This window comes from Oryzihumus sp., assembly GCF_036391795.1.
In the GTDB taxonomy this organism is placed as follows: Bacteria; Actinomycetota; Actinomycetes; order Actinomycetales; family Dermatophilaceae; genus Oryzihumus.
Genome location: NZ_DASVZH010000072.1, coordinates 15,305 through 40,775, shown reverse-complemented (window position 1 = coordinate 40,775; position 25,471 = coordinate 15,305). Strand labels below are relative to the sequence as shown.

Annotated in this window: 28 protein-coding genes, 3 tRNA genes and 1 pseudogene; 20 read left to right on the top strand and 12 right to left on the bottom strand. The window is 71.0% G+C overall.

Annotated features, from left to right (window positions below):
* The 5 genes from VF825_RS04185 to VF825_RS04165 form a co-directional block, all read left to right on the top strand.
* Positions 1 to 2,825: arylsulfatase (locus VF825_RS04185; RefSeq protein WP_331110452.1), on the top strand; the 2,825-nt coding region annotated here is incomplete at its 5' end.
* A 270-nt stretch (positions 2,826 to 3,095) separates the two neighbouring features.
* Positions 3,096 to 4,313, top strand: a complete 1,218-nt coding sequence (locus VF825_RS04180; RefSeq protein ID WP_414695762.1) for a cation:proton antiporter — start codon at positions 3,096 to 3,098, stop codon at positions 4,311 to 4,313.
* Positions 4,310 to 5,701, top strand: a complete 1,392-nt coding sequence (locus VF825_RS04175) for an anaerobic sulfatase maturase (RefSeq protein ID WP_331110448.1) — start codon at positions 4,310 to 4,312, stop codon at positions 5,699 to 5,701. Before VF825_RS04180 ends, VF825_RS04175 begins: the two co-directional genes overlap by 4 nt.
* Before the next feature lie 365 nt (positions 5,702 to 6,066).
* Positions 6,067 to 6,732 carry a hypothetical protein gene (locus tag VF825_RS04170; RefSeq protein WP_331110446.1) on the top strand — a complete coding sequence of 222 codons (666 nt, stop codon included), beginning with the start codon at positions 6,067 to 6,069 and terminating at the stop codon, positions 6,730 to 6,732.
* Positions 6,733 to 6,763: 31 nt separating this feature from the next.
* Entirely contained in the window at positions 6,764 to 7,690 is a 927-nt protein-coding gene (locus VF825_RS04165) for a DUF1254 domain-containing protein (protein WP_331110443.1), read from the top strand.
* Positions 7,691 to 7,720: 30 nt separating this feature from the next.
* On the opposite strand, the gene VF825_RS04160 is transcribed toward VF825_RS04165, so the two are convergent.
* From VF825_RS04160 to VF825_RS04155, 3 genes and pseudogenes are all read right to left on the bottom strand, one after another.
* Entirely contained in the window at positions 7,721 to 7,912 is a 192-nt protein-coding gene (locus tag VF825_RS04160) for an alpha/beta-hydrolase N-terminal domain-containing protein (protein WP_414695763.1), read from the bottom strand.
* Positions 7,913 to 7,981: 69 nt separating this feature from the next.
* Positions 7,982 to 8,150: pseudogene (locus tag VF825_RS20055) on the bottom strand (alpha/beta-hydrolase N-terminal domain-containing protein); the annotation flags it as partial.
* 272 nt (positions 8,151 to 8,422) lie between these two features.
* A complete protein-coding gene (locus VF825_RS04155; RefSeq protein ID WP_331110439.1) occupies positions 8,423 to 8,572 on the bottom strand; it encodes a hypothetical protein in 150 nt (49 codons plus the stop codon).
* Between the two features lie 414 nt (positions 8,573 to 8,986).
* Between VF825_RS04155 and VF825_RS04150 the strand changes: the two genes are divergently transcribed.
* Complete coding sequence (locus VF825_RS04150) at positions 8,987 to 9,289, top strand: three-helix bundle dimerization domain-containing protein (protein WP_331110437.1); 303 nt, start codon at positions 8,987 to 8,989, stop codon at positions 9,287 to 9,289.
* A gap of 86 nt (positions 9,290 to 9,375) precedes the next feature.
* A complete protein-coding gene (locus tag VF825_RS04145; protein WP_331110435.1) occupies positions 9,376 to 9,675 on the top strand; it encodes a hypothetical protein in 300 nt (99 codons plus the stop codon).
* A 63-nt stretch (positions 9,676 to 9,738) separates the two neighbouring features.
* On the opposite strand, the gene VF825_RS04140 is transcribed toward VF825_RS04145, so the two are convergent.
* Positions 9,739 to 11,169, bottom strand: coding sequence for a phenylacetate--CoA ligase family protein (locus VF825_RS04140; protein ID WP_331110433.1), 1,431 nt, complete (start codon positions 11,167 to 11,169; stop codon positions 9,739 to 9,741).
* A 149-nt stretch (positions 11,170 to 11,318) separates the two neighbouring features.
* A complete protein-coding gene (locus tag VF825_RS04135; protein WP_331110431.1) occupies positions 11,319 to 12,221 on the bottom strand; it encodes an EamA family transporter in 903 nt (300 codons plus the stop codon).
* Between the two features lie 83 nt (positions 12,222 to 12,304).
* Between VF825_RS04135 and VF825_RS04130 the strand changes: the two genes are divergently transcribed.
* Positions 12,305 to 13,195, top strand: a complete 891-nt coding sequence (locus VF825_RS04130) for a LysR family transcriptional regulator (protein ID WP_331110429.1) — start codon at positions 12,305 to 12,307, stop codon at positions 13,193 to 13,195.
* Between the two features lie 31 nt (positions 13,196 to 13,226).
* Here VF825_RS04130 and VF825_RS04125 read toward each other — a convergent pair whose 3' ends face one another.
* Both VF825_RS04125 and VF825_RS04120 read right to left on the bottom strand, forming a co-directional pair.
* Entirely contained in the window at positions 13,227 to 13,835 is a 609-nt protein-coding gene (locus tag VF825_RS04125; RefSeq protein ID WP_331110427.1) for a hypothetical protein, read from the bottom strand.
* A gap of 209 nt (positions 13,836 to 14,044) precedes the next feature.
* Positions 14,045 to 15,262: an MFS transporter gene (locus VF825_RS04120; protein WP_331110425.1), complete on the bottom strand. Its 1,218-nt coding sequence runs from the start codon at positions 15,260 to 15,262 to the stop codon at positions 14,045 to 14,047.
* Positions 15,263 to 15,412: 150 nt separating this feature from the next.
* Here VF825_RS04120 and VF825_RS04115 point away from each other — a divergent pair, with 150 nt between their 5' ends.
* The 3 genes from VF825_RS04115 (at position 15,413) to VF825_RS04105 (ending at position 16,637) form a co-directional block, all read left to right on the top strand.
* On the top strand, positions 15,413 to 15,895 hold the full coding sequence (locus tag VF825_RS04115; RefSeq protein WP_331110423.1) for a MarR family transcriptional regulator: 483 nt from the start codon (positions 15,413 to 15,415) through the stop codon (positions 15,893 to 15,895).
* A gap of 121 nt (positions 15,896 to 16,016) precedes the next feature.
* Positions 16,017 to 16,262 (top strand): hypothetical protein, encoded by a 246-nt coding sequence (locus tag VF825_RS04110; RefSeq protein ID WP_331110421.1) that lies wholly within the window; start codon positions 16,017 to 16,019, stop codon positions 16,260 to 16,262.
* Positions 16,263 to 16,430: 168 nt separating this feature from the next.
* A complete protein-coding gene (locus tag VF825_RS04105; protein WP_331110419.1) occupies positions 16,431 to 16,637 on the top strand; it encodes a hypothetical protein in 207 nt (68 codons plus the stop codon).
* A gap of 48 nt (positions 16,638 to 16,685) precedes the next feature.
* Here the strand turns inward: VF825_RS04105 and VF825_RS04100 are convergent, their stop codons facing one another.
* The gene (locus VF825_RS04100) at positions 16,686 to 17,792 is read right to left on the bottom strand and encodes a right-handed parallel beta-helix repeat-containing protein (protein WP_331110417.1); all 1,107 of its coding nucleotides are present in this window, start codon (positions 17,790 to 17,792) and stop codon (positions 16,686 to 16,688) included.
* A gap of 217 nt (positions 17,793 to 18,009) precedes the next feature.
* On the opposite strand from VF825_RS04100, the gene VF825_RS04095 reads away from it, so the two are divergent.
* From VF825_RS04095 to VF825_RS04070, 6 genes are all read left to right on the top strand, one after another.
* Positions 18,010 to 18,082, top strand: a tRNA-Thr gene (locus VF825_RS04095).
* 56 nt (positions 18,083 to 18,138) lie between these two features.
* A tRNA-Met gene (locus tag VF825_RS04090) sits at positions 18,139 to 18,215 on the top strand.
* A gap of 112 nt (positions 18,216 to 18,327) precedes the next feature.
* A complete protein-coding gene (gene rpmG / locus VF825_RS04085) occupies positions 18,328 to 18,498 on the top strand; it encodes a 50S ribosomal protein L33 (protein ID WP_141789386.1) in 171 nt (56 codons plus the stop codon).
* A 93-nt stretch (positions 18,499 to 18,591) separates the two neighbouring features.
* Entirely contained in the window at positions 18,592 to 19,038 is a 447-nt protein-coding gene (locus VF825_RS04080; RefSeq protein ID WP_331110415.1) for an FAS1-like dehydratase domain-containing protein, read from the top strand.
* Complete coding sequence (locus VF825_RS04075; RefSeq protein ID WP_331110414.1) at positions 19,038 to 19,460, top strand: MaoC family dehydratase; 423 nt, start codon at positions 19,038 to 19,040, stop codon at positions 19,458 to 19,460. Before VF825_RS04080 ends, VF825_RS04075 begins: the two co-directional genes overlap by 1 nt.
* Positions 19,461 to 19,464: 4 nt before the next feature.
* A complete protein-coding gene (locus VF825_RS04070) occupies positions 19,465 to 20,535 on the top strand; it encodes a UDP-N-acetylmuramate dehydrogenase (RefSeq protein ID WP_331110412.1) in 1,071 nt (356 codons plus the stop codon).
* Between the two features lie 30 nt (positions 20,536 to 20,565).
* Here VF825_RS04070 and VF825_RS04065 read toward each other — a convergent pair whose 3' ends face one another.
* The 4 genes from VF825_RS04065 to VF825_RS04050 all read right to left on the bottom strand — a co-directional run bounded on the left by VF825_RS04065 (position 20,566) and on the right by VF825_RS04050 (position 23,919).
* Positions 20,566 to 20,961: a PPOX class F420-dependent oxidoreductase gene (locus tag VF825_RS04065; protein WP_331110410.1), complete on the bottom strand. Its 396-nt coding sequence runs from the start codon at positions 20,959 to 20,961 to the stop codon at positions 20,566 to 20,568.
* Positions 20,962 to 21,013: 52 nt separating this feature from the next.
* Positions 21,014 to 22,057 carry an adenosine deaminase gene (locus tag VF825_RS04060; protein ID WP_331110408.1) on the bottom strand — a complete coding sequence of 348 codons (1,044 nt, stop codon included), beginning with the start codon at positions 22,055 to 22,057 and terminating at the stop codon, positions 21,014 to 21,016.
* 63 nt (positions 22,058 to 22,120) lie between these two features.
* Positions 22,121 to 22,579 (bottom strand): DUF5709 domain-containing protein, encoded by a 459-nt coding sequence (locus VF825_RS04055; protein ID WP_331110406.1) that lies wholly within the window; start codon positions 22,577 to 22,579, stop codon positions 22,121 to 22,123.
* Positions 22,580 to 22,683: 104 nt separating this feature from the next.
* Positions 22,684 to 23,919 (bottom strand): pyridoxal phosphate-dependent aminotransferase, encoded by a 1,236-nt coding sequence (locus tag VF825_RS04050; protein WP_331110456.1) that lies wholly within the window; start codon positions 23,917 to 23,919, stop codon positions 22,684 to 22,686.
* Between the two features lie 235 nt (positions 23,920 to 24,154).
* On the opposite strand from VF825_RS04050, the gene VF825_RS04045 reads away from it, so the two are divergent.
* The 3 genes from VF825_RS04045 (at position 24,155) to nusG (ending at position 25,447) form a co-directional block, all read left to right on the top strand.
* Positions 24,155 to 24,227: transfer RNA gene (locus VF825_RS04045), tRNA-Trp, on the top strand.
* Between the two features lie 90 nt (positions 24,228 to 24,317).
* The gene (gene secE, locus VF825_RS04040; protein ID WP_414695761.1) at positions 24,318 to 24,590 is read left to right on the top strand and encodes a preprotein translocase subunit SecE; all 273 of its coding nucleotides are present in this window, start codon (positions 24,318 to 24,320) and stop codon (positions 24,588 to 24,590) included.
* Positions 24,591 to 24,667: 77 nt separating this feature from the next.
* A complete protein-coding gene (gene nusG / locus VF825_RS04035; protein ID WP_331110404.1) occupies positions 24,668 to 25,447 on the top strand; it encodes a transcription termination/antitermination protein NusG in 780 nt (259 codons plus the stop codon).
* Positions 25,448 to 25,471 lie beyond the last annotated feature (24 nt).

The window sequence follows — 25,471 nt, the reverse complement described above, 5'->3', positions numbered from 1 at the left end:
GGCCGGGCGGAGCCAGGTGGCTGACGCGCCAAGGCATGATCCTCGTGGGCAAGGACGCTGATGGAAAGCCGCGCCTGATGGACACCGGCAACCACCTCGGTCGTCGTGGTGCCGGTTGGGGCGGTGGCGCGGGTGTGCTGGTGGGTCTGTTCGCCCCGCCCATGCTCGCCGCGGTGACGGTGGGTGCGGCAGCCGGTGCGGTGGTCGGCCACTTCGCCGGCAACGAGCTCACCGCGGCCATCCAGGAGCAGGTGGGTGCAGCCCTGAAGGCGGGTACGGCCGTGATCATCGGCGTGTTCCCGGCCGAGTCACGACTCGACGTCGAGCGTGCCCTCCCGGGCTCACCGGTCAAATCCGTGGTCGAGAGCGACGAGGGCGGCCTCGACGAGCTCAAGGCGAAGCTGGCCGAGGCGATGGGCAAGTTCAACCCCGACCGCAGCATCCTTCCCGTGCCCGACCGCGGCTTCGGCGGCGTCGGCGGTCAGACGATGGACGAGTCGGTGGGCGACTGGAGCATCGTGGCGCCGACGAAGGCGCCCGAGGGCGCGCCCAACGTCCTCGTCGTGCTCATCGACGACGCAGGCTTCGGCGGCCCCGACACCTTCGGGGGTGGCATCCGGACGCCGAACCTCACCCGCGTGCAGCAGCGGGGCATCACGTACAACCGGTTCCACGTGACCGCGGTCTGCTCCCCGACGCGCGCCGCGATGCTGACCGGTCGCAACCACCACCGGGTGGGCATGGGCGGGATCGCGGAGTTCCCCGCGCCGTTCCCCGGCTACACCGGTATCCGGCCGCGGTCCTGCACCGCACTGCCTCGGATCCTGAAGGAGAACGGGTACATCACCGGCGGGTTCGGCAAGTGGCACATCACTCCAGGGCAAGACATGGGGGCGGCGGGCTCGTTCGACCATTGGCCCACGGGGTGGGGTTTCGACCACTGGTGGGGCTTCCTGACCGGCGCCGCCGGTCAGTACGACCCGATCATCACCCAGGACAACTCGACCCTGGGCGTTCCCGAGGGTGCGGACGGGAAGCTGTACTACTTCCCGGACGACATCACCGACAAGGCGGTCGAGTGGCTGCACGCCGTCCGCGCCCAGGACGCCGACAAGCCGTGGTTCGTCTACTACTCCACCGGCGCGACCCACGCGCCGCACCACGTGGCCAAGCAGTGGGCGGACAAGTACCAAGGCCAGTTCGACGACGGCTGGGACGTGTACCGCCAGAAGACCCTCGACCGGCAGAAGAGGCTCGGCATCGTCCCGGCCGACACCGAGCTCACCGAACGACCCGCGGCGTACCCGGCCTGGGACAGCCTGAGTGACGGGGAGCGCAAGCTGTACGCCCGTCAGATGGAGGTGTTCGCCGGGTACTCGGAGAACGCCGACTGGAACGTCGGCCGAATGCTCGACGCGGTCGAGGAGATGGGCGAGCTGGACAACACTCTGGTCATCTACATCTGGGGCGACAACGGCGCCTCGATGGAGGGCACCCTGACCGGCTCGTTCAACGAGACCACGTTCTTCAACGGCCTGGTGCTCGACGCCGACGATCAGATGAAGCTGATCGACAAGTACGGCGGCCTCGAGGAGCTCGGCGGCTTCCACACCGCCCCGCACTTCGCAGCAGCCTGGGCGCACGCGAACAACGCGCCGTTCCAGTGGGGCAAGCAGATGGCCAGTCACCTCGGCGGGACACGTGACCCGATGGTCATCTCCTGGCCGCAGCGCATCGCCGGCGGAGGCGACCTGCGGACGCAGTTCACCCACTGCATCGACATCGTCCCCACGGTCCTGGAAGTCATCGGCCTTCCCGAGCCCACCGTCGTGGACGGCATCGAGCAGGAACCGATGGACGGCACCAGCTTCGCCTACACCTTCGACGCAGCCCAGGCGGAGGAACAGCACACGGTGCAGTACTTCGAAATGTACGGCAGCCGCGCGATCTACCGTGACGGCTGGTGGGCCTGCGCCAAGCTCGACAAGCTGCCCTGGGACTTCTCACCGGCCACCCTGTCGAAGTTCGCGCCTGGCAGCGGCTGGGACCCCGGCCAGGATCGCTGGGAGCTGTACTACCTGCCCGACGACTTCTCCCAGGCCCACGACCTCGCCGCCGAGCACCCCGGGAAGGTCGCGGAGCTGGTCGAGCTCTTCTGGGCCGAGGCCGAACGCAACCGCGTCCTTCCGCTCCTCGGCGGGTTCGCGGTGTTCTTCGGGATCCTGCCGCCGATGCCCACCCAGACCCGGTTCACCTTCGCAGGCGACGTCCAGAACATCCAGACCACCCAGATCCCACGGATCATCGGTCGCTCGTACGCCATCGAGGCCGAGGTCCATGTGCCCGAGGACGGCGCCGAGGGCGTGCTCGTGGCCTTCGCGGACTTCATCGGTGGGTTCGCCCTGTGGGTGGACGAGAACGGCCTGCTGAACCACACCTACCAGTTCCTCGGCATCGACACCTACCGGCAGACCTCGACCGTGCCGATCCCCACCGGCGACGTCACCCTCAAGATGCTGTTCGACGCCGACGAGCCGACCCCTGGCACCGGCGGGCACGTCACGCTGTGGGCCGATGACAAGCAGATCGGCGGGGGAGACATCCCGCGCACCATCTCGCTGATCTTCACCACCTACGCGGGCATGGACATCTCCCGCGACAACGGCGGCGTCGTCGACCTCGACTACGAGGACCGGGCGCCGTACGCCTTCACCGGCACCGTCCGAAACGTCGTCTTCGACCTCGCACCGCACGCCCACGACACAGACCTCACCCTTCACGAGTCCACCGCCCAGGCCGCACTCGCCCACGGGGCGGCCGGTTGAGGCGTAAGGCCCAGAGGTTCGCCCGTGCCGAGCCACCAGGACCGAGGAGTCATCCGTGAGCATCGAGATCGATGAGCTCGGCCCAGCCGGCCAGATCGTCATCGTCGAGTATCCGGAGTGCAGGTTCACGGTCGCGGCCACCCGCATCCAGAGGGACCTGGCCCGAGTCGGCCCCCTGGGTTCGTCGAGCCGCCTGCAACCAGCATGGCCCCCTCCGCCACGAGACAGGAGAGCCCCACCGTGCAGGTGACGGTCATTGCAGTTGCCGCCGTGGCGTTGTTCGCCTGGGGCCTCCTCTCGAACCGCCTGGAGCGGGCCGACGTCACGGCACCGATCGCGTTCATCGCCGTGGGCGTGACGCTGGCCGGATTGGGCCTGGTTCATGGTCCGTCGGCGCCCGAGGCCGTGACCCCGCTGGTCGAGCTCACGCTGGTGTGGGTGCTGTTCTCCGACGCCGCACGACTGCCCGTGCAGGAGCTGCGGCGCGGCCTGGGCGGTTACGTGCGCCTGCTGGCGGTCGGCTTGCCGCTGACGATCCTGTTCGGCTGGGGGTTGGCTGCCTGGATGTTTCCGGGGCTCGGCGCGTGGTTGGCCCTGTTCGTCGGGGCGGCGCTCGCCCCCACCGACGCCGCCCTCGGTGTGCCGGTCGTGACCAACCCGATCATTCCCTCACGGATCCGCCAGCTCATCACCGTGGAGAGCGGCCTCAACGACGGCATCGCCACCCCGGTGGTGATGCTCGCCATCGCCGGCGCGGCTGCCGCTGCCGGACTGGAGCCCGCCGAGAGCGCCGGGCATGCCGCCGTCGAGATGCTCATCGGCGCAGCGGTAGGCGTCGGGCTCGGTGGGCTGGGCGGTCTGGCACTACGTGAGGCCCGCCGACGCGGGACCGCCGCTGAGGGGTTCGCCGGCATTGCCGTCCTGGCTCTCGCGCTGGGCGCGTACGCCTTGGCGCTGGCGCTGCACGGCAACGGCTTCGTCGCAGCCTTCTGCGGGGGGCTGGCGTTCGGGGCCCGCGCCGGTCGACGGGCACCGGCCGAGCTGGAGTTCCTCGAGCAGATGGGCACCCTGCTGGCCTCGCTGGTGTGGATGGCGTTCGGTGCCGTCGCCGTCCCGATCATGCTCGATCGCATCGACGCCAAGGACATCGTCTATGCCGTCCTGAGCCTCACGGTGGTGCGGATGCTGCCCGTCGCAGTCGCCACGGTCGGTGCGGGCCTCGGGCGCATCACGATCCTGTTCGTCGGCTGGTTCGGGCCGCGTGGCCTGGCCTCGCTGGTGTTCGCGCTTCTCGCGCTGGACGCGCTGGGAACCCACGCGGACGAGGCCGTCACCGTCCTGGCGGCGACCGTCCTGCTCAGCGTCGTCGCCCACGGGCTCACTGCGGCACCGCTCGCCCGTCGCTACGGCAGGTTCGCAGCCGCTGCCGGTCCTGAGCCCGGTGGTCCGGTCACGGTCACCCGGTTGCGAAGGCGGCTGGGTCGATGATGGAGACGACGGCCGCGACGGGGCCGACCCCCACCATGCCGGGGGCGAGGCGCCTCTTCCACGTGATGGTCAAGCCGACGGGGGCCGTGTGCAACCTGGACTGTGAGTACTGCTTCTTCCTGTCCAAGGAGATGTTGTACCCCGGCAGCAGGTTCCGCATGGCCGAGGACCTGCAGGAGACATACATCCGGCAACTGCTGGAGGCCCACCCGGGCGGGTCCGAGGTCGTGATGGCCTGGCAGGGCGGCGAGCCGACCATGATGGGACTGGGCTTCTTCCGGCGGGCGATGGAGCTCCAGAAGCAGTTCAAGCGTCCGGATCAGCGGGTCCTGAACACGCTGCAAACCAACGGAACCCTGCTGGACGACGAGTGGGGCGCGTTCTTGAAGGAGAACGACTTCCTGGTCGGGATCTCGATCGACGGCCCGCCCCGGATGCACGACAGCTATCGCGTCGACAAGGGCGGCAAGCCCACCTCGCACCGGGTGCTGAAGGGTCTGGACGTGCTGAAGAAGCACGGCGTCGAGTGGAACGTGCTGACCACGATCCACGCCGTCAACGGCGATCACGGCGGCGAGGTCTACCGCTACCTCCGCGATGAGCTGGGCGCGTCGTTCATCCAGTTCATCCCCATCATCGAGCGGGCGACGCCGGAGACTCTGCAGATCGCGGACCAGGGCTGGGGCAGCGGCGTGCGCAGCCGGCCCCTTTACGTCCAGGACGGTTCGCTGGCGACCCGTCGCTCGGTCTCGCCCGAGCAGTACGGCCGGTTCATGATCGAGGTGTTCGAGGACTGGGTCCGCCGCGACATCGGGTCGGTGTACGTCCAGATCTTCGACACTGCGCTGGCCTCCTGGTACGGGGAGGGCGGGGGCATGTGCGTGCACGCGGAGACCTGTGGATCCCAACTGGCACTGGAGCACAATGGCGACTTGTATTCGTGTGACCACTTCGTCGAGCCGAACTACCTGCTCGGCAACATCGGCGACCGGACCTTGCTCGAGCTAGCCGACTTGCCGCAGCAGCGGAAGTTCGGACAGGACAAACGCGACACGCTGACACACTTCTGCCGCGACTGTGACGTACTTTTCGCCTGCAACGGGGGTTGTCCCAAGGACCGGTTCATGACCGCTCCGAGCGGTGAGCCCGGCCAGCACTACCTGTGCCCGGGATACCTGTCCTTCTTCCACCATGTCCGCGAGCCGATGACAGCGATGGCCCAGCTCCTTCGGGAGGGCCGTGCCCCATCGGAGCTTATGGCCATCTATGCCCATAACGACGCGGGCCGCGGCCCTAACCAGCCGTGTACCTGCGGGTCGGGGAAGAAATGGAAGAAGTGCCACGGATCAGGCGCCAGCGCGAGACCCCAGTTGCAGCGCGAGGCCTGAACGAGAAAGCTCTCCCCACCCTCGCAAGGAGGATGGGGGCGCCTTTCGGTGCAGGAGGGAGTGCCCGACGGCTGGGACGGGGCCCCCGGCACGAGGAAGGCCAGTACCTCTGCCAGTGGAGCAGTATCCCCTTGGCTGTGCCGATGATCAGATCCTCTGATCCGACCTCCCGAGGTCCGCACCTCACTGGATGTGTCCCTATAGGGGGTCCGAGAAAGCCAGCCGTCTACCGGATCTAGCCGATGCGGACGTGACGCCCTGCCCGCCGGGGTCGGGTCCGGGTTGGCGGTTGGCCCCATCGCGTCGGTCGGCGGTCACCCCTTCAGGGTGAGGCCGGGTGGGTGCCGCCGTCGTACGTTCGACTCATGGTCGAGACGACGATTCGGGTTGAGGGCATGCGGGCGTATCCGCAGGGCGAGCTGTTCCTCTTGACGCGAGGCGAGGACGGCTTCGATGCGCTGGTGTACAACACGACCGGGTGCGGGCCGTGCCCGGACGAGGAGTTCGCGGCGATCGACGTCGAGGCGCTGGCCGCGGAGCACGGGTGCGACCTGGTGTGGAAGAACCCCCGCCGCTTCTGGATGATGGACGCGCTCACGATCGACCTGGTCGGTAAGCCCGCCACGTTCGGTGGTGTGCCGTTCAACCTGGTGGCCAAGATGCACATGCCCGCCGGGTTCGACCCGGGTCAGGACCAGTCTGCGTTCGCCTACCGGCGCACCCAGATCCACCGCAACAGCGTGTACGAGTTCGTCGCCGGGAAGCCGGTTCACCTTCTGCGGTCCCCGGACGAGGTCACCTGGGTCATGCAGACCTTCACTGACCACGTCGCGCCCGACCTGACCGAGGTGAACCTGCCCTCGCTGAGTGAGCGGCTGGCCCTACCTCGAGGGTGGCGGTTCCGGACCGTGACGCTCTCTCGGAACCTGGTCATCACCACCACCGGGCTGGCGAACATCGTGCCGGACGACCTGGCCAACATGTACCAGGGCCTGATTGATGGCGTCGGGAACCTCGACCCGTGGAAGTGAGGGCGGCGTGGGGGCCCCGGTGAAAGTCAGCGTGGACAACTTCGTGCGCGCGGAGACCGCGCGGATGATGACGAACCTGATGGCCGCCGGCGGTGGTGTCAACCGCTTCCGCCACATACGGGTGCCGACCCCGTTGGACCAGCAGACGGCCGTGCGGATGAACCGTGACACGCTGTACAGCTTCGCGGTGGTGGACCTGGCGGACGGGGCCGTGGTCACCCTTCCCGACGCCGGCGCGCGCTACCTCTCGATGGCGGTGGTCAACGCGGACCACTTCACCAACCGGGTGCTTCACGCGCCCGGGAAGCACCGGCTCGAGGTGGCCGAGCACGGCACCCGCTATGTCACGCTCATCGGCCGCGTCCTGGCCAACCCCGCCGACCCGACCGACGTGGCCGCAGCCAACGCGGTGCAGGACCGGTTCGCGGTCGCGGCCGGCTCGGCCGAACCGATGACCGCCCCGGAGTACGACAAAGAGTCCTTCGACGAGGTGCGCTCCGCCCTGCTCGCCTTGGGCCGCACCGTCCCGGGGGGCACTGGCATGTTCGGCACGCAGGACGCCGTAGACCCAGTGCGCCACCTCATCGGCACCGCGACGGGCTGGGGTGGGCTCCCCGAAAGCGAGGCGTTCTACGCCACGGTCGACCCCGGTCTCCCCGTCGGGGAATACCGCATCGTCGTGCACGACGTGCCCGTCGACGCGTTCTGGTCGATCTCGCTGTACGACGCCGACGGCTTCTTCGAAGACAGCGGCGAGGGCGGCTGCACCATCAACCAGTTCACCGCGGTCAAGGAGCCCGACGGCTCAGTGGTGGTGCACCTCGGCGGCTGCTCCGACGGGCGCCCCAACTGCCTACGCCTGATGGACGGCTGGAACTACACCGTGCGGCTCTACCGCCCGCACCCCGAGATCCTCGACCACACGTGGACATTCCCAGCCGTCCAACCCATCCACTGACGCCAAAACCGAGACTCAAGGCGCACCGATCTAGCCGCATTGGGCGTGGTGCCCGAGGGGCAGCCGGTCAGGAGGCGAGTGCCGCTGGGCCCCGGCGGCACCTGCTCTGGGACAGGTGACCTTCTCGATGTCGGCGGGGGAGGGGCCGAGTCCGGCGAACGTGCGCCCCTGGTAGCCCAGGGTGTCCCAGGGCACGACCGACCCCGGGCCGCCGGCGCGCAGCCGCGATGAGTGGGGACAGCACGACCAGTCCGACGTTGTAGTCCGTCACCGCCATGAGCGCCCGGATCTCGTGCTGCCAGTACTGGCCGAGTCCGATGGAGAGGGGCACGAGGACAGCACCACTGACCAGAAAAGCCGGCCACGCCCAGCTGCGGGGCGTTCGAGCCTCACGGTCCGCAAACGCGCGCCACACCCACCCACCCACGGCGCCCAGGCCGTAGCCGATGGCCGCGGTGATGCCCCAGACCAGTCCCTGGATCAGACCCCCGCGGGGGAGCAGGGAGGGCGTGAACGACAGGCACCCGGCGAGAAGTGCCCCCAGCTTCCGGGGAGCGTGACGTGCCCCAGGCGGCGCAGCCTGCCGGGTGTGCGCGGCGCGACGTCCGTGCTGCCATCGGCGTTGTCGGTCTCAGACCCTCCTGGTCCGGTCGGCGCGGCGGGGGTTGTCGTTCCAGTGTCGGTCGGCTCGACAGCCATGGCTTCGTCTCCGGAGGTCACCGCTTCCGACACCTAGACGGTCCGATGGTTGTGGCGTTGTCGACGCACCCAGTGCATCAACGCCTCCGGGATGATGAGGACGATGGCTGCCCCGGCCATGAGGAAGATCAGCGCGAGCATCAAGCCGACCGAGGCGACGACGATCCCATCCACAAACGCCATCACGACCACCCCTTGCCCTATCCGGGTGCCACCACCAGGTGATCAGGCTCCCGCGGTGCCACCTCACGGGGCGTCCTCCCGGCGGGATGATGTTCAAGCCCGACGAATGGTCAGGCCGCCTCGGGGCGGCGTCGACGGTGGTGCCGCCGACGGCCGGGCAGGCCCCGCACCGGAAGGTCGGCGCCACCGCCAGCTCGGGCGCCATGGCGGTCGATGCTCTGCTTCCGCCGTTCGAGTCCTTCACCTGCCACCAGTGCACGACGAGGGCCCGCCCGGCACCAGCCGGGGCGGGGTCTTTCGTGTGTATGCCGGGTGCTCGCCCTGTGGTCGTCCCTGACGGACCGGGGTTACGGCGATCCTGATCCGGGACGTTTGGGGATGGCGATGGCGCGCGCTAGCACCGAACCATCAGGCATGGACCAGGTCCCCACCCCGCTCAGCCCCCGGGTCCGCCACGGGCGGCACCCCGAGCTGCGTGACGTCGCTGCGCAGCTGCACCGCGACTTCGACCCGATCACCGGGGCCGAGGCCGTGGACCGGGTTCTCGATGAGGTCGCGGCCCGGTTCGCCGATGCGCGGGTGCGCACGTTCCTGCCGTTGCTGGTCCACCGCTACGCCCGGAGCGAGCTGCGATCAGCCACCCTCGAGGCGAGCAAGGCCGCGACAGATGGCGCCAACCTCGGCGGCGTCGCGGCTCGAGCCGCGTCGGCGGGCTGACCAGCGTCATGGCAGGCCAACCCTCACCGCCGGCCTCCCGCTCCCGGGGAGTGCAGCTGCGGGCGACCACCGATGGAGGGGTGGCGTTGGACAACCCCACGGACACCGACCTGCTCGGGCTCCTGGAGGACATCGACGCAGGCCAGGGCAGCTGCCTGATCGTCGAACGCCTCGACGACCCCTCCGGCCAGACCTACGTGCAGGTGCTGCGCACCGAGGCCGATCCGGGGTGGGAGGTCGAGCACCGCGCCGGCGGCCCGGAAAGCCATTTCCACACCGCCGTCGGCGACGTCGAGTCCGCGCACCACCTCGTGGCGGGCTGGGCCCTGGACCGCACCGACTGGCTCCACTCCGTCTCGTGGACGCGGGTCGAGTTCAACCCCTAGGCCGCGTGCCCAGCCCGACGGCCAGCACCTCCAGCCCCTCGTGTCCGGAACGCGGCCCCACCCTCAGACGGACCACACCTGTCGGAACTTCCCGCTGCGGGGGTCGGCGAAGGGTGGCTCGGTGGCACGCTCGACGCAGACCGCGGCGGCGCCGTGGGAGGCGAGGAACCCTTCCAACCGCTCCGTCACGGCTGACCACACGGTGGCCGGGTCGGCCCCCGGCGTCGGCTCCAGCCTGATGGTGAGGGTCGTCGGCGCGGTCCGGATCGCCTGGAACCGGCGCACGCCGGGCGTCTCCTCGATGACGGTGCCGAGCGCGAGCGGCAGCACCCGGACCACGCGTCCGTCCGGCAGCTCGAACGCGAGGACGTCGTTGGTGCGACCCTCGACCTTCACCGTCGGCAGCGCGCTCCCGCACGGGCACCGCGTGGCGGCCAGCTCCACCCGGTCGCCGAGGTCGTAGCGGATCACCGGCTGCACCCGGTTGGCGAGGTTGGTCACCAGCACCGTGTGGGACAACGTGCCGGCCGGGACCGGTTGGTAGCGCTCGTCGACCGGCTCGAGCAGGTACCAGTCGGTGTTGACGTGCAACGAGCCGAGCGCGCACTGGACGGCCAGCGCCGGGACCTCCGAGGCTCCGTACCCTTCGATGACCGGGCACCCCAGCGCGGTCTCGATCGCCCGACGAGTGGTGGCCGTCATCGTCTCGCCCGTGCTCGTCGCCCGGAGCGGGCTGATCCAGAGCCGGCCGGCCCGCTGTTCCGCCGCCAGCAACGCCAGCGCGCTGGGGTAGCCCCCGATGAACGTCGGCTGGAACCCGTTCAGCTCCTCCACCAGCTCCGCGACCGGCCTGAGCACCGAGAAGACACGCACCCGCCGCGCCAGGAAGGCCGAGCGTCGCCGGGTGCTCTCGGTGAGCACCACGCCGCCGTAGTGGCCGCCGGTGGCGAACAGGACGGCCGACCGGATCCCGCGGCGTCGCAGCTGTGGCACCAGGTTTCTCATCGCGATGCTTCGCCGCGCGCGAAGGCGGCTGACGACGTGCATGACCCGCCACGACTCGCGGTCATGGAGCAGGATGGCCGGTTCACCGGTCGTCCCCGAGGTGGTGAACACGTGGTAGCGCCCCAGATACGGACTTCCCACGAGGGAGAGGTCGGGGAGGAAGTCGCGCTCGAGTCCCGCCAGGGTGACGTCGGGGTCGGTCACCCACTCGTCGAAGTGGGCCATGAGGTCCCGCTTGCCCACCGGCGGCAGCAGCAGGGGGTCGCTGACCCGCGGGGGCAGGCCCTGGTACAGCCGGCGGTAGTACGGCGACGCCGTCCGCGCATGGCGGACGAGACGGCCCAGGCGCTCCTGTTGAAGCCGATGGATGGCGGCGTCGCCGACCCGCTCGGCACGCCAGGTGCCCCAGACGACCTTGAGCACTGCGACCGTCCCGAAGCGAGGAACTCGCGGCCGGGGCGCGCGCCGAGGGGCCCACCTGGTGCTCATGCCTCAGTTCACTGCGCGCCCACGTCATGGCCGCAGAGGCGTACGTCCCGGGCAGACCGACCGATGCACCGCTGGCCTCAGGCCAGGGCCCCGTCCGTAGTCAGCCGAACGGGGCCCCTTTCGTGTGTATGCCGGGTGCTTGCCCCGCGTCAGCAGGTCGCCGGTTCGAGGGACGCCTGGCCGGGCTGCGGCGCGTGGTGGCGCGCGCCGGTCCGCTCGGCGCCGACGCCCGCGGCCACGACGAACGCCATGCCGGCCAGGGCGACGGGGTCCGGCACCTGGTGCAGCAGGACCAGGCCGGCGACGAGCGCGATCGCGGGCTCGAGGCTCATGAGGGTGCCGAACGCGGCCGTTGTCAGCCGGCGCAGGGCCAGCAGCTCCAGGCTGAACGGGACCACCGGCAGGAGCAGGGCCAGGCCGAGACCGGCCAGGGCGAGGGACGGCGTGAGGTGGGGCAGGACCGAGCCGCCGGCGACGGCGGTCGCGACGAGGCCGGCCACGGGCAGCGACACCGCCAGCCCCTGGATCCCCGACACCTCGTCGCCGACCGCCTGGGTGAGCAGGATGTAGGCCGCCCAGCATGCCGCGGCGCCGAGGGCGAAGCCGACCCCGACCAGGTCGGCCGTGCCCTCCCACGGGCGGGTGAGCAGCAGCACGCCGGCCGCGGCGAGGGCCGGCCACACCAGCTGGCGGGCCCGGTGGCTGCGTGCGGCCGCCACGCCCAGCGGCCCCAGGAACTCCAGGGCGCTGGCGGTGCCGAGGGGCAGCCGGGCGACCGCCGCCATGAAGAGCATCGTCAGCCCGGCTGTGACCACACCGAGCGCGGCCGCGGTCAGCAGCCCGCGGCGGCCGAACCGGGACGGCCGGGGACGGACCACGACGAGCAGGACGAGGCCGGCCCAGGCCAGCCGCAGCCACGCCGCGCCCAGCGGCCCGACCCGGCTGAACAGGCCTACCGACAGGGCGAGCCCGAGCTGGACGCAGGTCATGGACCCGACGGCCATGAGGGTGCCGGTTCGGGCGTGGCTGCGGGCGGTGGTGGGCGTGCTCATGGCTCCAGTAGAGCCAGTGACGACCGTCCGTGTCCACGTGAGAAACATAGACATACCGTTCGCGAATCCTGAACAATCGGGAGATGGACCCGCGCCGCCTGGAGATGCTGCTGCAGCTGTCGCGCCTGGGGTCGATGCGCGAGGTCGCCGAGTCTCTGGGCACCACCACCTCGACCGTCTCCCAGCAGGTCTCCGCCCTAGCCCGTGAGGTCGGCACCCCGTTGGTCGAGCCGGTCGGACGCCGGGTGCGCCTCACCCCGGCCGGGCGGCGGCTGGCCGACCACGCGGTCACCGTCCTCGCGGCGCTGGAGGAGGCCCGGCTCGACCTCGACCCGTCCGCCGAGCCGGTGGGCACGGTGCGGGTGGCCGCGTTCGCCACGGCCGTCCGCCGCGCCCTGCTGCCCGTCGTGGCGCAGCTCGCCGAGCGGCATCCCGGCGTCGGCCTGCGCATCCACGAGCACGAGCCGGCAGAGGCGTTGCAGCTGCTGGCCGCCGACGACGTGGACCTGGCGCTGACCTACGACTACGACCTGGCGCCGGCGACGTTCGACCCGGCCGTGGACACCGCGCCGCTGGGCACCGCGGCTTGGGCGCTCGGGGTGCCGGCTGGGGTCGACCGGGCGGACGGGATCGCACGCGCCGTGGTCGGCCGGTTCCGTGACGCGGACTGGATCGTCAACTCGCGCAACACCGCTGACGAGGAGGTCGTGCGCATCCTCGCCTCGTTGGCCGGCTTCGCGCCGCGCGTGGCGCACCGGGCCGACAGCCTGGACCTGGTCCAGGACATGGTGGCGGCGGGCCTGGGTGTGGGTCTGCTGCCGGCCGATCAGCCGACGATCCCGGCGGTCGCGTTGCTGCCGCTGCATCAGCCCGACGTGACGCTGCGCGCCTACGCCGTCACCCGTCGCGGGCGGGCGGCGTGGCCCCCTCTGGCCGCGGTCCTGCGGCTGCTCGAGGGGGCCACGCTGACCTGAGCCGGCGACCGCTCGCGGCGTCCGTCGGCCTTCAGCGGGCGGCCGACACCAGCCACGGATGGTGCAGGTCCAGGTAGGTCACGGTGCCCATGACCTCCTGCTCCTCGCGCATCGCCTCGGCGAGGTCGGCGGGCATCTCGGCGCGCTCGTGGGCACGCGCCTGCGCCTCGTCGGTGAAGTACACCGTCTCGACATAGTCGCCGTTGGGCTGCAGCGCCACGGTGCCGCCGATGATCTCGGGGCGCAGCCGATGGATCTCCTCTGCGCTGCGCTCGAGCAGCTCGCGCATCCGGGTGGCGTCGCTGGTGTGGCCCTCCATGACCTGCACGAAGCCGGCGTCGTCCGAGCCGCCCTGCAGCCACTCGGACACGTCGGGGCAGTCGATGAACGTCACCGGACCGGCGAAGCACGTCTCCGTCTCGGCCCACCACGCGCCCTGTTCGAGCCGCTCGCTGTTGCGCCGTGCCGCGTCCTCGGACTCGAAGCGCACCGTGCACACGTAGGTGCCGTCGTCGGTGGTGCCGGCGGTCGAGCCCAGCCAGCCGGTCGCGCCCGGCTGCAGCTCACGGACCCACGCGTCCATCTGCGCCTGCAGGCGCTCGGCGTCGGCGACCTTGCCTTGGATGACCTGGATGAACATCGTGACCTCCTGGCGTGGCCGTCGCGATCAGCACCCAGCCGGGGCGCTGGCTGCCTGCGAACGCGCAACGCGCCACCAGCAACGTTCGTCCTGGTCCCGGTGGTCCGGCAAGGGGGTCCGCCCCTTCCGGCGCCGCACGGTGCAAGGCCCCCTCCGGCACCAGCCGGAGGGGGCCTCTCCCGCGACGCCCGGTATGTCGGGTGTCTGGCTCAGCCGCGCCGCGTCCGGTCCATCCGGGCGGACACCGCGGCCAGGGCGAGGCCGACCAGCGTGACCAGGGCGCCCACCCACGGGGTCGCCCCGAGGCCGAGGGGGCTGTCGACGACCACGCCGCCGAGGAACGCGCCGCCGGCGATACCGAGGTTGAACGCGCCGATGTTCAGTGCCGAGGCGACATTGGGTGCGCCCTCGGCCTTGTCCATCACCCGCAGCTGCAGACCGGGCACCGTGCCGAAGCCGGCGGCGCCGAGCAGGAACACGGTGACTGCAGCGGCGACCTGGTGGTGGGCGGTCACCGACAGCGCTGCCAGGACCGCGGCGAGGGCCGTGAGGATCCCCATGAGGGCGCGCATGACGTGCCGGTCCGCGAGCTTGCCGCCGAGGGTGTTGCCGACGAACAGGCCCAGGCCGAACAGGACGAGCAGCGCCGTCACCATGGACTGCGAGAACCCGCTGATCTGCTCCAGGATCGGGGCGATGTAGGTGAAGGCCACGAAGATGCCGCCGTAGCCGAACAGCGTCATCGCCAGGGCCAGCAGGACCTGCGGGCGGCGCAGCACCCCCACCTCCTGACGCAGGCTGGGCGGGTCCTGGACCTTCAGGGACGGCACGAGCACGGCGATGAGCGCGGCGCCGACGACGCCGAGCGCCGTGATGACCCAGAACGTGGCGCGCCAGCCGAGCTGGTGGCCGATGACGGTCCCGGCGGGCACGCCGATGACGTTGGCGAAGGTCAGGCCGGTGAACATCGTCGCGATGGCGGCGGCGCCCTTGCCCGGGGGCACCACCTGGGTGGCGACGATCGAGCCGACCGCGAAGAAGGTGCCGTGGGCGAAGGCGGCGATGACGCGCGCGGTCATCAGGACCCCATAGCTCGGGGCGAGGGCCCCGACGAGGTTGCCCACGATGAAGATGGCCATCAGGCCGATGAGCAGGTGCTTGCGGTCCAGCCTGCCGGTGAGGGCGGTCAGCAGGGGAGCGCCGACGGCGACGCCGGCCGCGTAGCCGCTGACCAGCAGCCCTGCGGCGGACAGCGAGACGTGCAGGTCGGACGAGATGTCCGGGAGCAGCCCGGCGACGATGAACTCGGTCATGCCGATCCCGAACGCGCCGATCATCAACGCCACCAAGGCTGCTGGCGGACGGCGCGACGAGGTGCGGTTGGTCTCTGCGGCCCGTGTCGTGGGCTCGGCGAGCTGGGTGCTCACGTGATCCTCCCTGGTGCAATATGCGGCGTCTGCAACTAGCAGCGCCAAGAAGGAATGTAGTTGCAGACGCGCTTTATTTCAAAACGCGTTAAGATGGGGGCGCCAGAACGGGCCGGCGGGACGCCGGCTGCTCGAGGAAGGAGCGCTCCGATGGGGATCGCCGATGACGCCGTCCAGATCCGGGCGCAGGGGTGGCGCACCCTCGCCGCGCTGCACGGGCGGATCGAGGCCGCCCTGGAGAAGGCGCTGCAGTCCGGCCACGACCTGTCGGTGGTCGAGTTCACCGTCCTGGATGCGCTCTCGCGCCAGGACGGCTGGCACATGCGGATGCAGCAGCTCGCGCGAGCCGCCGCACTCTCGGGGAGTGCCACGACCCGACTCGTCACCCGGCTGGAGGATCGCGGCCTGCTGACCCGGATCCTGTGCCAGGAGGACCGGCGGGGGATCTACACCGAGCTCACCGACGCGGGCCGCGAGCTGCTCGACGCGGCCCGGCCGACCCACGACGAGGTGCTCGGTAGCGCCCTGGCCGAGGCCGAGCAGATGCCCGAGCTGGCGCCGCTCGTCACGGCCCTGCACCACCTGCCCGCCCCCGGTGCCGAGGGTCCCCGCCGCGTCGAAGCCTCCGCCTGATCACCGGCCGACCCGCCTGCGGCTCAAGGTCTTTCGGGACTTGCCTGCCGAGGCCGCCAGGGGCACGGTAAGGCCAACGGAGCCCCGAAGCCGCGGGCTCCCCGGCCCCGAGGAGGAGGTCATGGAGGTCGACCAGGAGGTCCACGACCACGCCCAGCTGGAGATCCAGTCGGTGATCAACAAGGTGGCCGCGGCCCAGCTCAACCACCCCATGCTCGAGATCGAGGCCACCCTCGAGCGCGAGCTCAGGGCGGCCGGCCACTGGCCCCAACCCAAGCCCTGGCTGCGCGCCGTGGCGCTGGAGCTGGCCGACGGGCGGGTCTACATCGTCACCAAGCACGCCTGGGCCGACCCGCACGGGCACTGAGCCTCAGCCCACCAGCCGCCGCGGCTCGGCGGGTCAGGCGCCTTGCCTTGCCCTCCACCCCAGCCAGGTGGTCCTCCAGCAGGCGGCTTGCCTCCTCCGGCGGTCAACCGTTTCCCGGCGGCGGCGCGGTGGCGGTGGCATTCGCCGGCTGCGGGATACCGTCACCGCATGGACCTCTACATCGCGGTGAGCCCTGTCCCGGAGCGCGGCCACTGGCAGGCCGCGCTGGTGCCGCCGGCCGAGGCGTCCGACCCGACCAGGGCCGTTCGTGACATCACCACCCGGGCCGACATCACCGCTCTGCAGCAGGAGTGGAACGTCTCCGAGGTGCGCTACGCCGACGAGATGGAGCCCGAGGACATCCCGGCTGGCTGACCCCGCCGGAGGGCCCGGCGGGGTCAGGGGGTGGTCAGGCCGGCGCCCTCACCTGTGGCACCAGCCCAGGTTGTCCGGGAGGGCCTTGCCGCAGTCGTTGCCGCGGACCACGTTGCCGGAGCCGGTCTTGTCCCAGACGATGTCGGCCGGGACGTTGCCGTGGGCGTCGTTGCCGGCCACGGTGTTGTCCGTCGGGTCCGTGCCGTGCATCGCCTTCGTCGAGACGATCGCGATCCCACCCGAGCCCAGGGTCGGGCCACCGGGCTTGTTGTTGTTGACGGTGTTGTCGCGGACCACGCTGTCGTGCACCCCCGCCAGCAGGATGCCGAGGCCGGACAGGGCCGGGCCGTCCTCGCCGGCCGGGCACGCCTTGTCGTTGGCCCAGACGGTGTTGCCGGCGATGCGGTAGTCACCGGCCGGGATGTCGTACGGCGCCTCGCCGCCGGTGTTGAGGGCCATCACGCCGACGCAGTTGCCCCAGACGTGGTTGTCGAGGGCGGACAGTCCGGTGCTGTCCCGGAGGAAGATGCCGAAGTTGCTGTGGTCGCTCCAGCTGTCCCGGACGACGCTGTCGCCGTGGGGCGAGTCGCCCAGGTAGAGGCCGGCCTCGCCATCCCACGACGCGGAGTCATGGGCGAACAGCGAGTGGATGGACGCGAACCGCGCGATGCCGTACTGGCCGTTGTGGTCCGACCGGACGTGAGTCACCAACAGGTGGTCGGTGTTGAAGCCGACCACGCCGATCCCGGAGAACCCGGTGAAGCGGATGCGGGAGACCGAGACGTCCTTGAGCCTGTCGGTGAAGATCGGGTTGAACTTGGAGTCCGTCGCGCCGAACAGGCAGAGCCCGTGGACCCCGCCCATCACCGTGCAGCCGGGGTGGCTCGACGGCGGCCGGACAGTCGTCCTGTCCCAGCCGGCGCCCCGGATCGTCAGCGACTTGGTGATGATGACGCTGTCGTGGAACGTGCCCGCCTTCAGCAGCAGGGTGTCCCCGTCGTGTGCCTTGGCCACGGCGGCGGCGATGGTGCCTGTGCCGGGGTGGACGGTCCACGTGTGGTGGTCGCTGCCGCCGGCCCGGGCGGGCACGGCGAGCAGCGCGGAGGCAATGGCCGTGACCCCTGCGACCAGGGTCACGCGATACCGATGGCGCATGGCTCCCCCTTCACGATGGAGTCGAGGTGTGGCCGAGCGGCCGCTTCCGGTCTATGCCCGCGAGCACGTGGCGCTGCTCCACCAAAGGGGGCATCGCCGCGCTACGTCGGGACCGTCCGAAGGGGTGACACGGACGCGGGGGCGCCGATTTCAGGTCCGGGGCCGGGAACGTGTACTCTCGGCGACGCAAAGCCGGGCGGCGACAGCCGTTCGACTTGCCCCAATAGCTCAGTCGGCAGAGCGTTTCCATGGTAAGGAAAAGGTCTAGGGTTCGATTCCCTATTGGGGCTCAGTCCGGGTCCGGCGGCCGCTCCTCGGGGCGGCCGACCGGGGCACCGGAACCCCTGGCGGGGTAGCTCAGGTGGTCAGAGCACACGGCTCATAATCGTGGTGTCGCGGGTTCAAGTCCCGCCCCCGCTACCAGCGCGATTTCGGGATCTCCCTCGGGATCGCGTACTCTGGTGCGTCGTTGCGCGCTCGCTGCGCACGCGCCCTACCCGTAGTTCTTCCGTGAGTTTCGAGAGCAGGTTGCCCCGTGGCCAGCAAGAGCACCGACGTCCGCCCCAAGATCACGATGGCGTGCGTGGACTGCAAGGAGCGCAACTACATCACCAAGAAGAACCGCCGCAACGACCCTGACCGTCTGGAGCTGGCGAAGTTCTGCCCCCGCTGCGGCAAGCACACGCAGCACCGCGAGACCCGCTGAGGTCACGCCCAACGGCATACCGGCCGCCCCTGCACTGCGCTGCGGGGGCGGCCGTTTTTTCGTGCCACCGGGCGCTCCCCTAGGGTGGTCGCCATGGCCGTGAACGCGAGTTTCGCCGGGCGCACCTACCCGGCCACCGCCCCGTATGCCGTGGGCCGGGAGAAGATCCGGGAGTTCGCCGAGGCGGTGGGTGCGGTCGACCCCGTGCACACCGACACCGAGGAGGCGCGGGCGCGCGGCTACCGCGACGTCATCGCACCCCCCACGTTCGCCGTGCTCATCGCCCAGCGTTGCGACAAGCAGCTGATCGCCGATCCCGACGCGGGCATCGACTTCAGCCGGGTCGTGCACGGTGAGCAGAAGTTCGCCCACCACCGGCCGATCACCGCCGGCGACGAGATCGTCGGGGAGCTGCACGTCGACACCGTCCGCGAGGCCGGCGGCCACGCCATGGTCACCACCCGCACGGAGCTGTCCACCACCGAGGGTGAGCGGGTCTGCACCGCCACCTCGACCATCGTGATCCGGGGAGGCGAGTGATGGCCCTGTCCGTCGCCGACGTCCGGGCGGGCCAGGCGCTGCCCGGCCGCACCGTCCACATCACCCGAGCCACCCTCGTGCAGTACGCCGGGGCCTCCCTGGACCGCAACCCCATCCACTGGGACGAGCGCTTCGCCACCTCGGTCGGGCTGCCCGACGTCATCGCCCACGGCATGTTCACGATGGGCGCCGCCGTCAACGTCGTCAGCGACTGGGTCGGGGACGCCGGCCGGGTGGTCGACTACGGCGTGCGCTTCACCAAGCCGGTCGTCGTGCCCCACGACACCGGGGCCGACGTCGAGGTCACCGGCGTGGTGAAGTCCGTCGACGAGCAGGCCAAGCGGGCCACCGTCGAGCTGACCGCGACCTGCAACGGCGAGAAGGTCCTGGGCCGGGCCCTGGCCGTCGTCGCGCTGGACTGACCGGATGCGCGAGGAGCACGACGCCCCCCTGGCCGACCTGACCACCATGCGGGTGGGCGGTCCCGCCGCCCGGCTGGTGACCGTGACGACGACCGACGAGCTGGTCGACGCGGTCCGTGAGGTCGACGACGCCGACGAGCCCCTGCTGGTCGTCTCCGGCGGGTCCAACCTGCTCATCGCGGACGAGGGTTTCGCCGGCACCGTGGTCCGGGTGGCCACCTCCGGCATCACCGTCGAGTCGGCCGACCAGTGCGGTGGCGCGACGGTGCGCGTGGCCGCCGGCGAAATCTGGGACGACGTCGTCGTCCGGGCGGTCGACGAGGGCTGGGCCGGCATCGAGGCGCTCTCGGGCATCCCCGGCTGTGCCGGTGCCACCCCGATCCAGAACGTCGGGGCCTACGGCCAGGAGGTCGCCCAGACCATCGCGCAGGTGCGGGTCTGGGACCGCCGGGAGCAGCAGGTGCACACCTTCGCCAACGCGGACTGCGCCTTCACCTACCGGCACAGCCTGTTCAAGTCGACCTCCCGCTACGTCGTGCTCGACGTGGTGTTCCAGCTGCGCGTCGGCACCATGTCCGAGCCGGTCGGCTACGCCGCGCTGGCGCAGGGCCTCGGCGTCGCGGAGGGGGAGCGGGTGCCGCTCGCCGACGCGCGGGCGGCCGTGCTCGAGCAGCGGCGCCGCCGCGGCATGGTCCTGGACCCCGCCGACCACGACACCTGGAGCTGCGGGTCGTTCTTCACCAACCCGCTGCTGTCACCGCAGGCGTATGCCGCGCTGCAGGACCGTGCGCGAGCCCGCCTCGGTGTCGAGGCAGCGCCGCCGGAGTTCCCGGCACCCGACGGCATGGTCAAGACCAGCGCTGCGTGGCTGATCGACCAGGCCGGCTTCGCCAAGGGCCACGGCCTGCCCGGGCCTGCGGCCCTGTCGACCAAGCACACGCTGGCGCTGACCAACCGGGGCGGGGCCAAGGCGGCGGACGTCCTCGCGCTGGCCCGCGAGGTGCGTGACGGGGTGCAGGACGCCTTCGGCGTCACCCTCGTCAACGAGCCCGTCCTGGTGGGGCTGACCCTCTAGCCCGCACCCGGCATACCCGGTGGTGCCTCGTCAGCCGACGTCGCGCCTGACCGTGGTGGCACCGTCGGCGAGGCCGAAGCCGATGATGCGCCGGGGATGGATCCGGATCACCTCGCGGGAGAAGTAGGGCGCCGGCGGGTCGACGTCGGTGAGCGCCTCCGCCTCGCCCCGGATCTCCAGGCAGCGCACCACCCAGGGCGTGACCGAGGCGATGTCGTCGACGACGAAGGCGACCTGGGGGTGGGTCTGCACGTTGCGGAACTTGCGGGTCGCCCCCATCCGCCGTCCCGGGATGTCGATCGTTCCGTCGAGGTTGACGTGGAACGAGACCGGGTTGTTCTGCAGGTCGCCGCCGGGCGCCATGGTCGCCAGCCGGCCGAGCCGCTGCGACGCGAGGTAGGCCAGCTCCTCAGGGGTGAACGTCATGCCTCATCCTCGGAGCTCAACGGCCCTTGACGTCAAGGCCGGTCTGCGGCGTTCACCCGGCCGGGGGCACGGGCGCCGAGGCCAGCCACGCGTCGACATCGGCGAGCAAGGCCGCCTTGGTCCCCGCCGGCGCCCGCGACCCGCGGATCGACCCGCGGGCCAGCTCGGCCAGCTCGGCGTCGGTGAACTCGTGCACCTCCCGCGCCGTCTCGTACTGCGCCGCCAGCCGCGAACCGAACAACAGCGGGTCGTCGGCCCCCAGCGCGACCTGCACCCCGGCCGAGACCAGCTCGCGCAGCGGCACCGCCGAGTCCTCGGTGTAGACCCCGAGCGCCACGTTGCTGCCAGGGCACACCTCGAGGGTCGTGCCGCTCGCGGCCACCCGCTCGAGCACCGCGGGGTCCTGCACGCTCTGCACGCCGTGCCCGATCCGGTCGGGATGGAGCGTCTCCAGCGTCTCGGCCACCGCGGACGCCCCGAGGAGCTCCCCGCCGTGCGGCACCGAGGCCAGCCCGGCCCGGCGGGCGATCGCGAACGCCGGGGCGAAGTCCGCAGTGACCCCACGCCGCTCGTCGTTGCTGAGCCCGAAGCCGACCACCGTGCCCGCCCCGTCCCCGGCGTACCGCGCCGCCAGCCGGGCGAGGGTCCGGGCGTCGAGGGGGTGCCGGATCCGGCTGGCCGCGACGACGACGGCCACCGCAGTGCCGGTCTCGGCCGAGGTCTTGGCCGCCTCGTCGAGCACGATCTCCAGCGTCGGGGTGATCCCGCCGAGGTGCACCGCGTAGGAGGTCGGGTCGACCTGGATCTCCAGCCACCGCGAGCCCTCGGCCGCGTCGTCCTCGCCGGCCTCGCGCACGATCCGGCGCATGTCCGCCTCGTCACGCACGCACGCCCGGGCCATGTCGTAGAGCCGCTGGAACCGGAACCAGCCCCGCTCATCGGTGGCGCGCAACCGCGGCGGCCAGCCCGAGGTCAGCGCCTCGGGAAGCGTGATGCCGTGCTTGGCGGCCAGCTCCAGCAGGGTGGGAAGGCGCATCGACCCGGTGAAGTGCAGGTGCAGGTGCGCTTTCGGGAGCCGGTCGACCGGTCGATGCATGCGCGACAGTGTGTCAGCCTCGGCGGGTGGCCACCCCCGGGATCGGTCAGGCAGCGGCGAGGCTCACTCCTCGACCACGTGCATGGCGGCCTCCTCGGCCGAGGCGCCGGCACCGTCGATGCCGACGTCGCCTCCCCACAGCTCGGACTCCTCGTCCTCGTGGGCGCCCTCGTCCGGGTCGACCAGCCGGCCGGCCCGGCGGTCGCCGACCTCGCCGTCGTCGAGGAACTCGTCCTCCTCGCGCGGGGCGTCCGGGTCCTCCTCGCGGTCCTCGAGCGGGTCGTCGAACGCCGCCGACGGGTCCGGCTCCTCCTGGCGCATGCGCTGCTCGAGGCTCTCGCCCTGGTGCTGCTCCGAGGCGGTCGTCCCGAAGGCGTTGACGCCCCGAGGCCGCTCCGGCGGGGACCAGCCCTCGTCGAGGATGTCCTCCACGCCGCGGTACCGCTCGTCGAGCGTGTCACCCGGCTGGAGCTGGGTCTCGTCGTCGACGCTGTACTCGTCGTAGGACTCGTTGTCGCTCATGCACCGAGCCTGCCACGGCCCCCGCCGCCCCGCGAGGGACCGAGGACCCCACACACGACCGCGACCCGCCCCCGGGTCGGGGACGGGCCGCGGTGGGGAGAACGTCAGTGCGCCTCGGCGAGCAGCTTCTGGATGCGCCCCACACCCTCGGCGAGGTCGGCGTCCCCGAGCGCGTAGGACAGGCGCAGGTAGCCGCTGGGGCCGAACGCCTCGCCCGGCACGACAGCCACCTCGACCTCGTCGAGGATCAGCTCGGCCAGCTCGACCGAGGTGGCCGGCACCTTGCCGCGGATCGTCTTGCCGAGCACGCCCTTGACCGAGGGGTAGACGTAGAACGCGCCCTGCGGCGTCGGGCAGCTCACGCCGGGGATCTCGTTGAGCATGTCGACGATGGTCCGGCGGCGCCGGTCGAAGGCCACCTTCATCTCCTCGACGGCGTCCAGCGAGCCGTTGAGCGCCGCGATGGCAGCCCGCTGGGACACGTTGGACACGTTGGACGTGGCGTGCGACTGCAGGTTGGTCGCCGCCTTGATGACGTCCCTGGGCCCGACCATCCAGCCCACCCGCCAACCGGTCATGGCGTAGGTCTTGGCGACCCCGTTGAGCACGACGCAGGTGTCGGCCAGGCCGGGGACCTCCACCGGCATCGACGCCGAGCGCGCCCCGTCGTAGGTCAGGTGCTCGTAGATCTCGTCGGTGACGACCCAGATGCCGTGCTCGAGGGCCCACTCGCCGATGGCGCGGACCTGCTCGGCGGGGTAGACCGCCCCGGTGGGGTTGGAGGGGGAGCAGAACAGCAGCACCTTGGTCTGCGGGGTGCGCGCGGCCTCGAGCTGCTCGACGGTGACGAGGTAGCCCTGGTCCTCGCCGGCGAACACCTCGACCGGCGTGCCCCCGGCGAGCTTGATCGCCTCGGGGTAGGTGGTCCAGTACGGCGCCGGCAGCAGCACCTCGTCGCCCGGGTCGAGCAGCGTGGCGAAGGTGTTGTAGACGGCCTGCTTGCCGCCGTTGGTGACGAGCACCTGCTCGGGGGTCACGGCATACCCGCTGTCGCGCGCGGTCTTGGCGACGATGGCCTTCTTCAGGTCCGGGAGGCCGCCGGCCGGCGTGTAGCGGTGGTTGGCGGGGTCGTGCGCGGCGGCGACCGCGGCCTCGACGATGTAGTCCGGCGTCGGGAAGTCCGGTTCCCCGGCGCCGAACCCGATGACGGGCCGGCCCTCGGCCTTGAGCGCCTTGGCCTTGGCGTCGACGGCGAGCGTGGCGGACTCGGCGATGGCGCCGATGCGCCGGGAGATGCGGCGGGCGGGGACGGTGGAGGCAGCTGACTCGGTCACGCCCATCATGGTCCCAGACCTGCCGCGGGCCGTGCCATGGCGTCCGCGCTCCGGTCGCCCCCGCCGTGCGGGAACTGGCCCGGGGAAAAGAAAAGGTGGCCCCGGGGTCGAGACCACCCCCACGGGTCGGGCACAATGGTCGGGCATCACCGCGAGTTCGCTTTGGGCCCCATCCCTCGCGTATGCTCGCCCCTTGGGTGGTTGACGACAACCATGCTGACGCATGCCCGATACCACCCGTAGGGCAGTGGCTCAATTGGTAGAGCACCGGTCTCCAAAACCGGCGGTTGGGGGTTCGAGTCCCTCCTGCCCTGCGTCGTAGATGCCGATGACGTTCGGCGTCGGCATCCCAGCCAGGAGTGCCGGCGCCGAAGGTCACAGGTCAGCAACCGAGAAGAGGACCAGTGACGAACGTGAGCACGGCCGACACCCGCGGCTCCGGCCGCCGCGGCGGGTCTGCCCGCAAGCGCGGCAACGTTGTCACGCGTCTTTTCCGTGCCGTCGGGCTGTTCGTCAGCCAGATCATCGACGAGCTGCGCAAGGTCGTCCGGCCCACCCGCCACGAGCTGCTCACCTACACCAGCGTCGTCATCGTGTTCGTCGTCGCGGTCATGCTCTACGTGTCCGTGCTCGACTTCGGGTTCGGCAAGCTGATCCTGTGGGTGTTCGGCAGCTAGCCCGTCCCGGCCGGTTCCCGGCCCACGGCCGCCCCACGGCGGCCGACAGACCAGAGTTACGGAAGTAGGTCACCAGCGTGTCCGACCAGTGGAGCTCCGAGGCGCCGCGCGAGAGCGGTGCTGACGTCGACGTCGTCGAGACCTCTGTCGAGGAGGTGGCTGCGCCGGAGGCCGGCGACGTCGTCGCCGAGGCCCCCGAGGCTGCGCCGACCCCCGAGGCGACCGAGAGCGCTGAGCCGACCGAGTCCGCCGATCCGGTCAAGGAGTTCAAGGACGCCCTGCGCCGCCAGGAGGGTGACTGGTACGTCATCCACTCCTACGCGGGCTACGAGAACCGCGTGAAGACCAACCTCGAGACGCGCGTGACCAGCCTCAACATGGAGCCCTACATCTTCCAGGTGGAGGTCCCCATGGAGGAGGTCACCGAGATCAAGAACGGCCAGCGCAAGCTGGTCCGTCGCGTCCGGATGCCCGGCTACGTCCTGGTCCGCATGGACCTCACCGACGAGAGCTGGGGCGCCGTGCGCCACACCCCGGGCGTGACCGGCTTCGTCGGCCACACCCACCAGCCGGTGCCGCTGAGCCTCGACGAGGTGTTCACGATGCTGGCCCCCAACCTCGAGACCAAGGACGAGGCCGCCGCCCCCGGCAAGGCCGGCGCCAAGAAGACCGCCGACATCAAGGTCGTGGACTTCGAGGTCGGCGAGTCCGTCACCGTCATGGAGGGTCCGTTCGAGACCCTGCCTGCCACGATCTCCGAGATCAACGCCGAGTCGCAGAAGCTCAAGGTGCTGGTCTCGATCTTCGGCCGGGAGACCCCGGTCGAGCTGTCGTTCAACCAGGTCGCCAAGATCTGACCGGACGACGTCCGCTCGCGGACG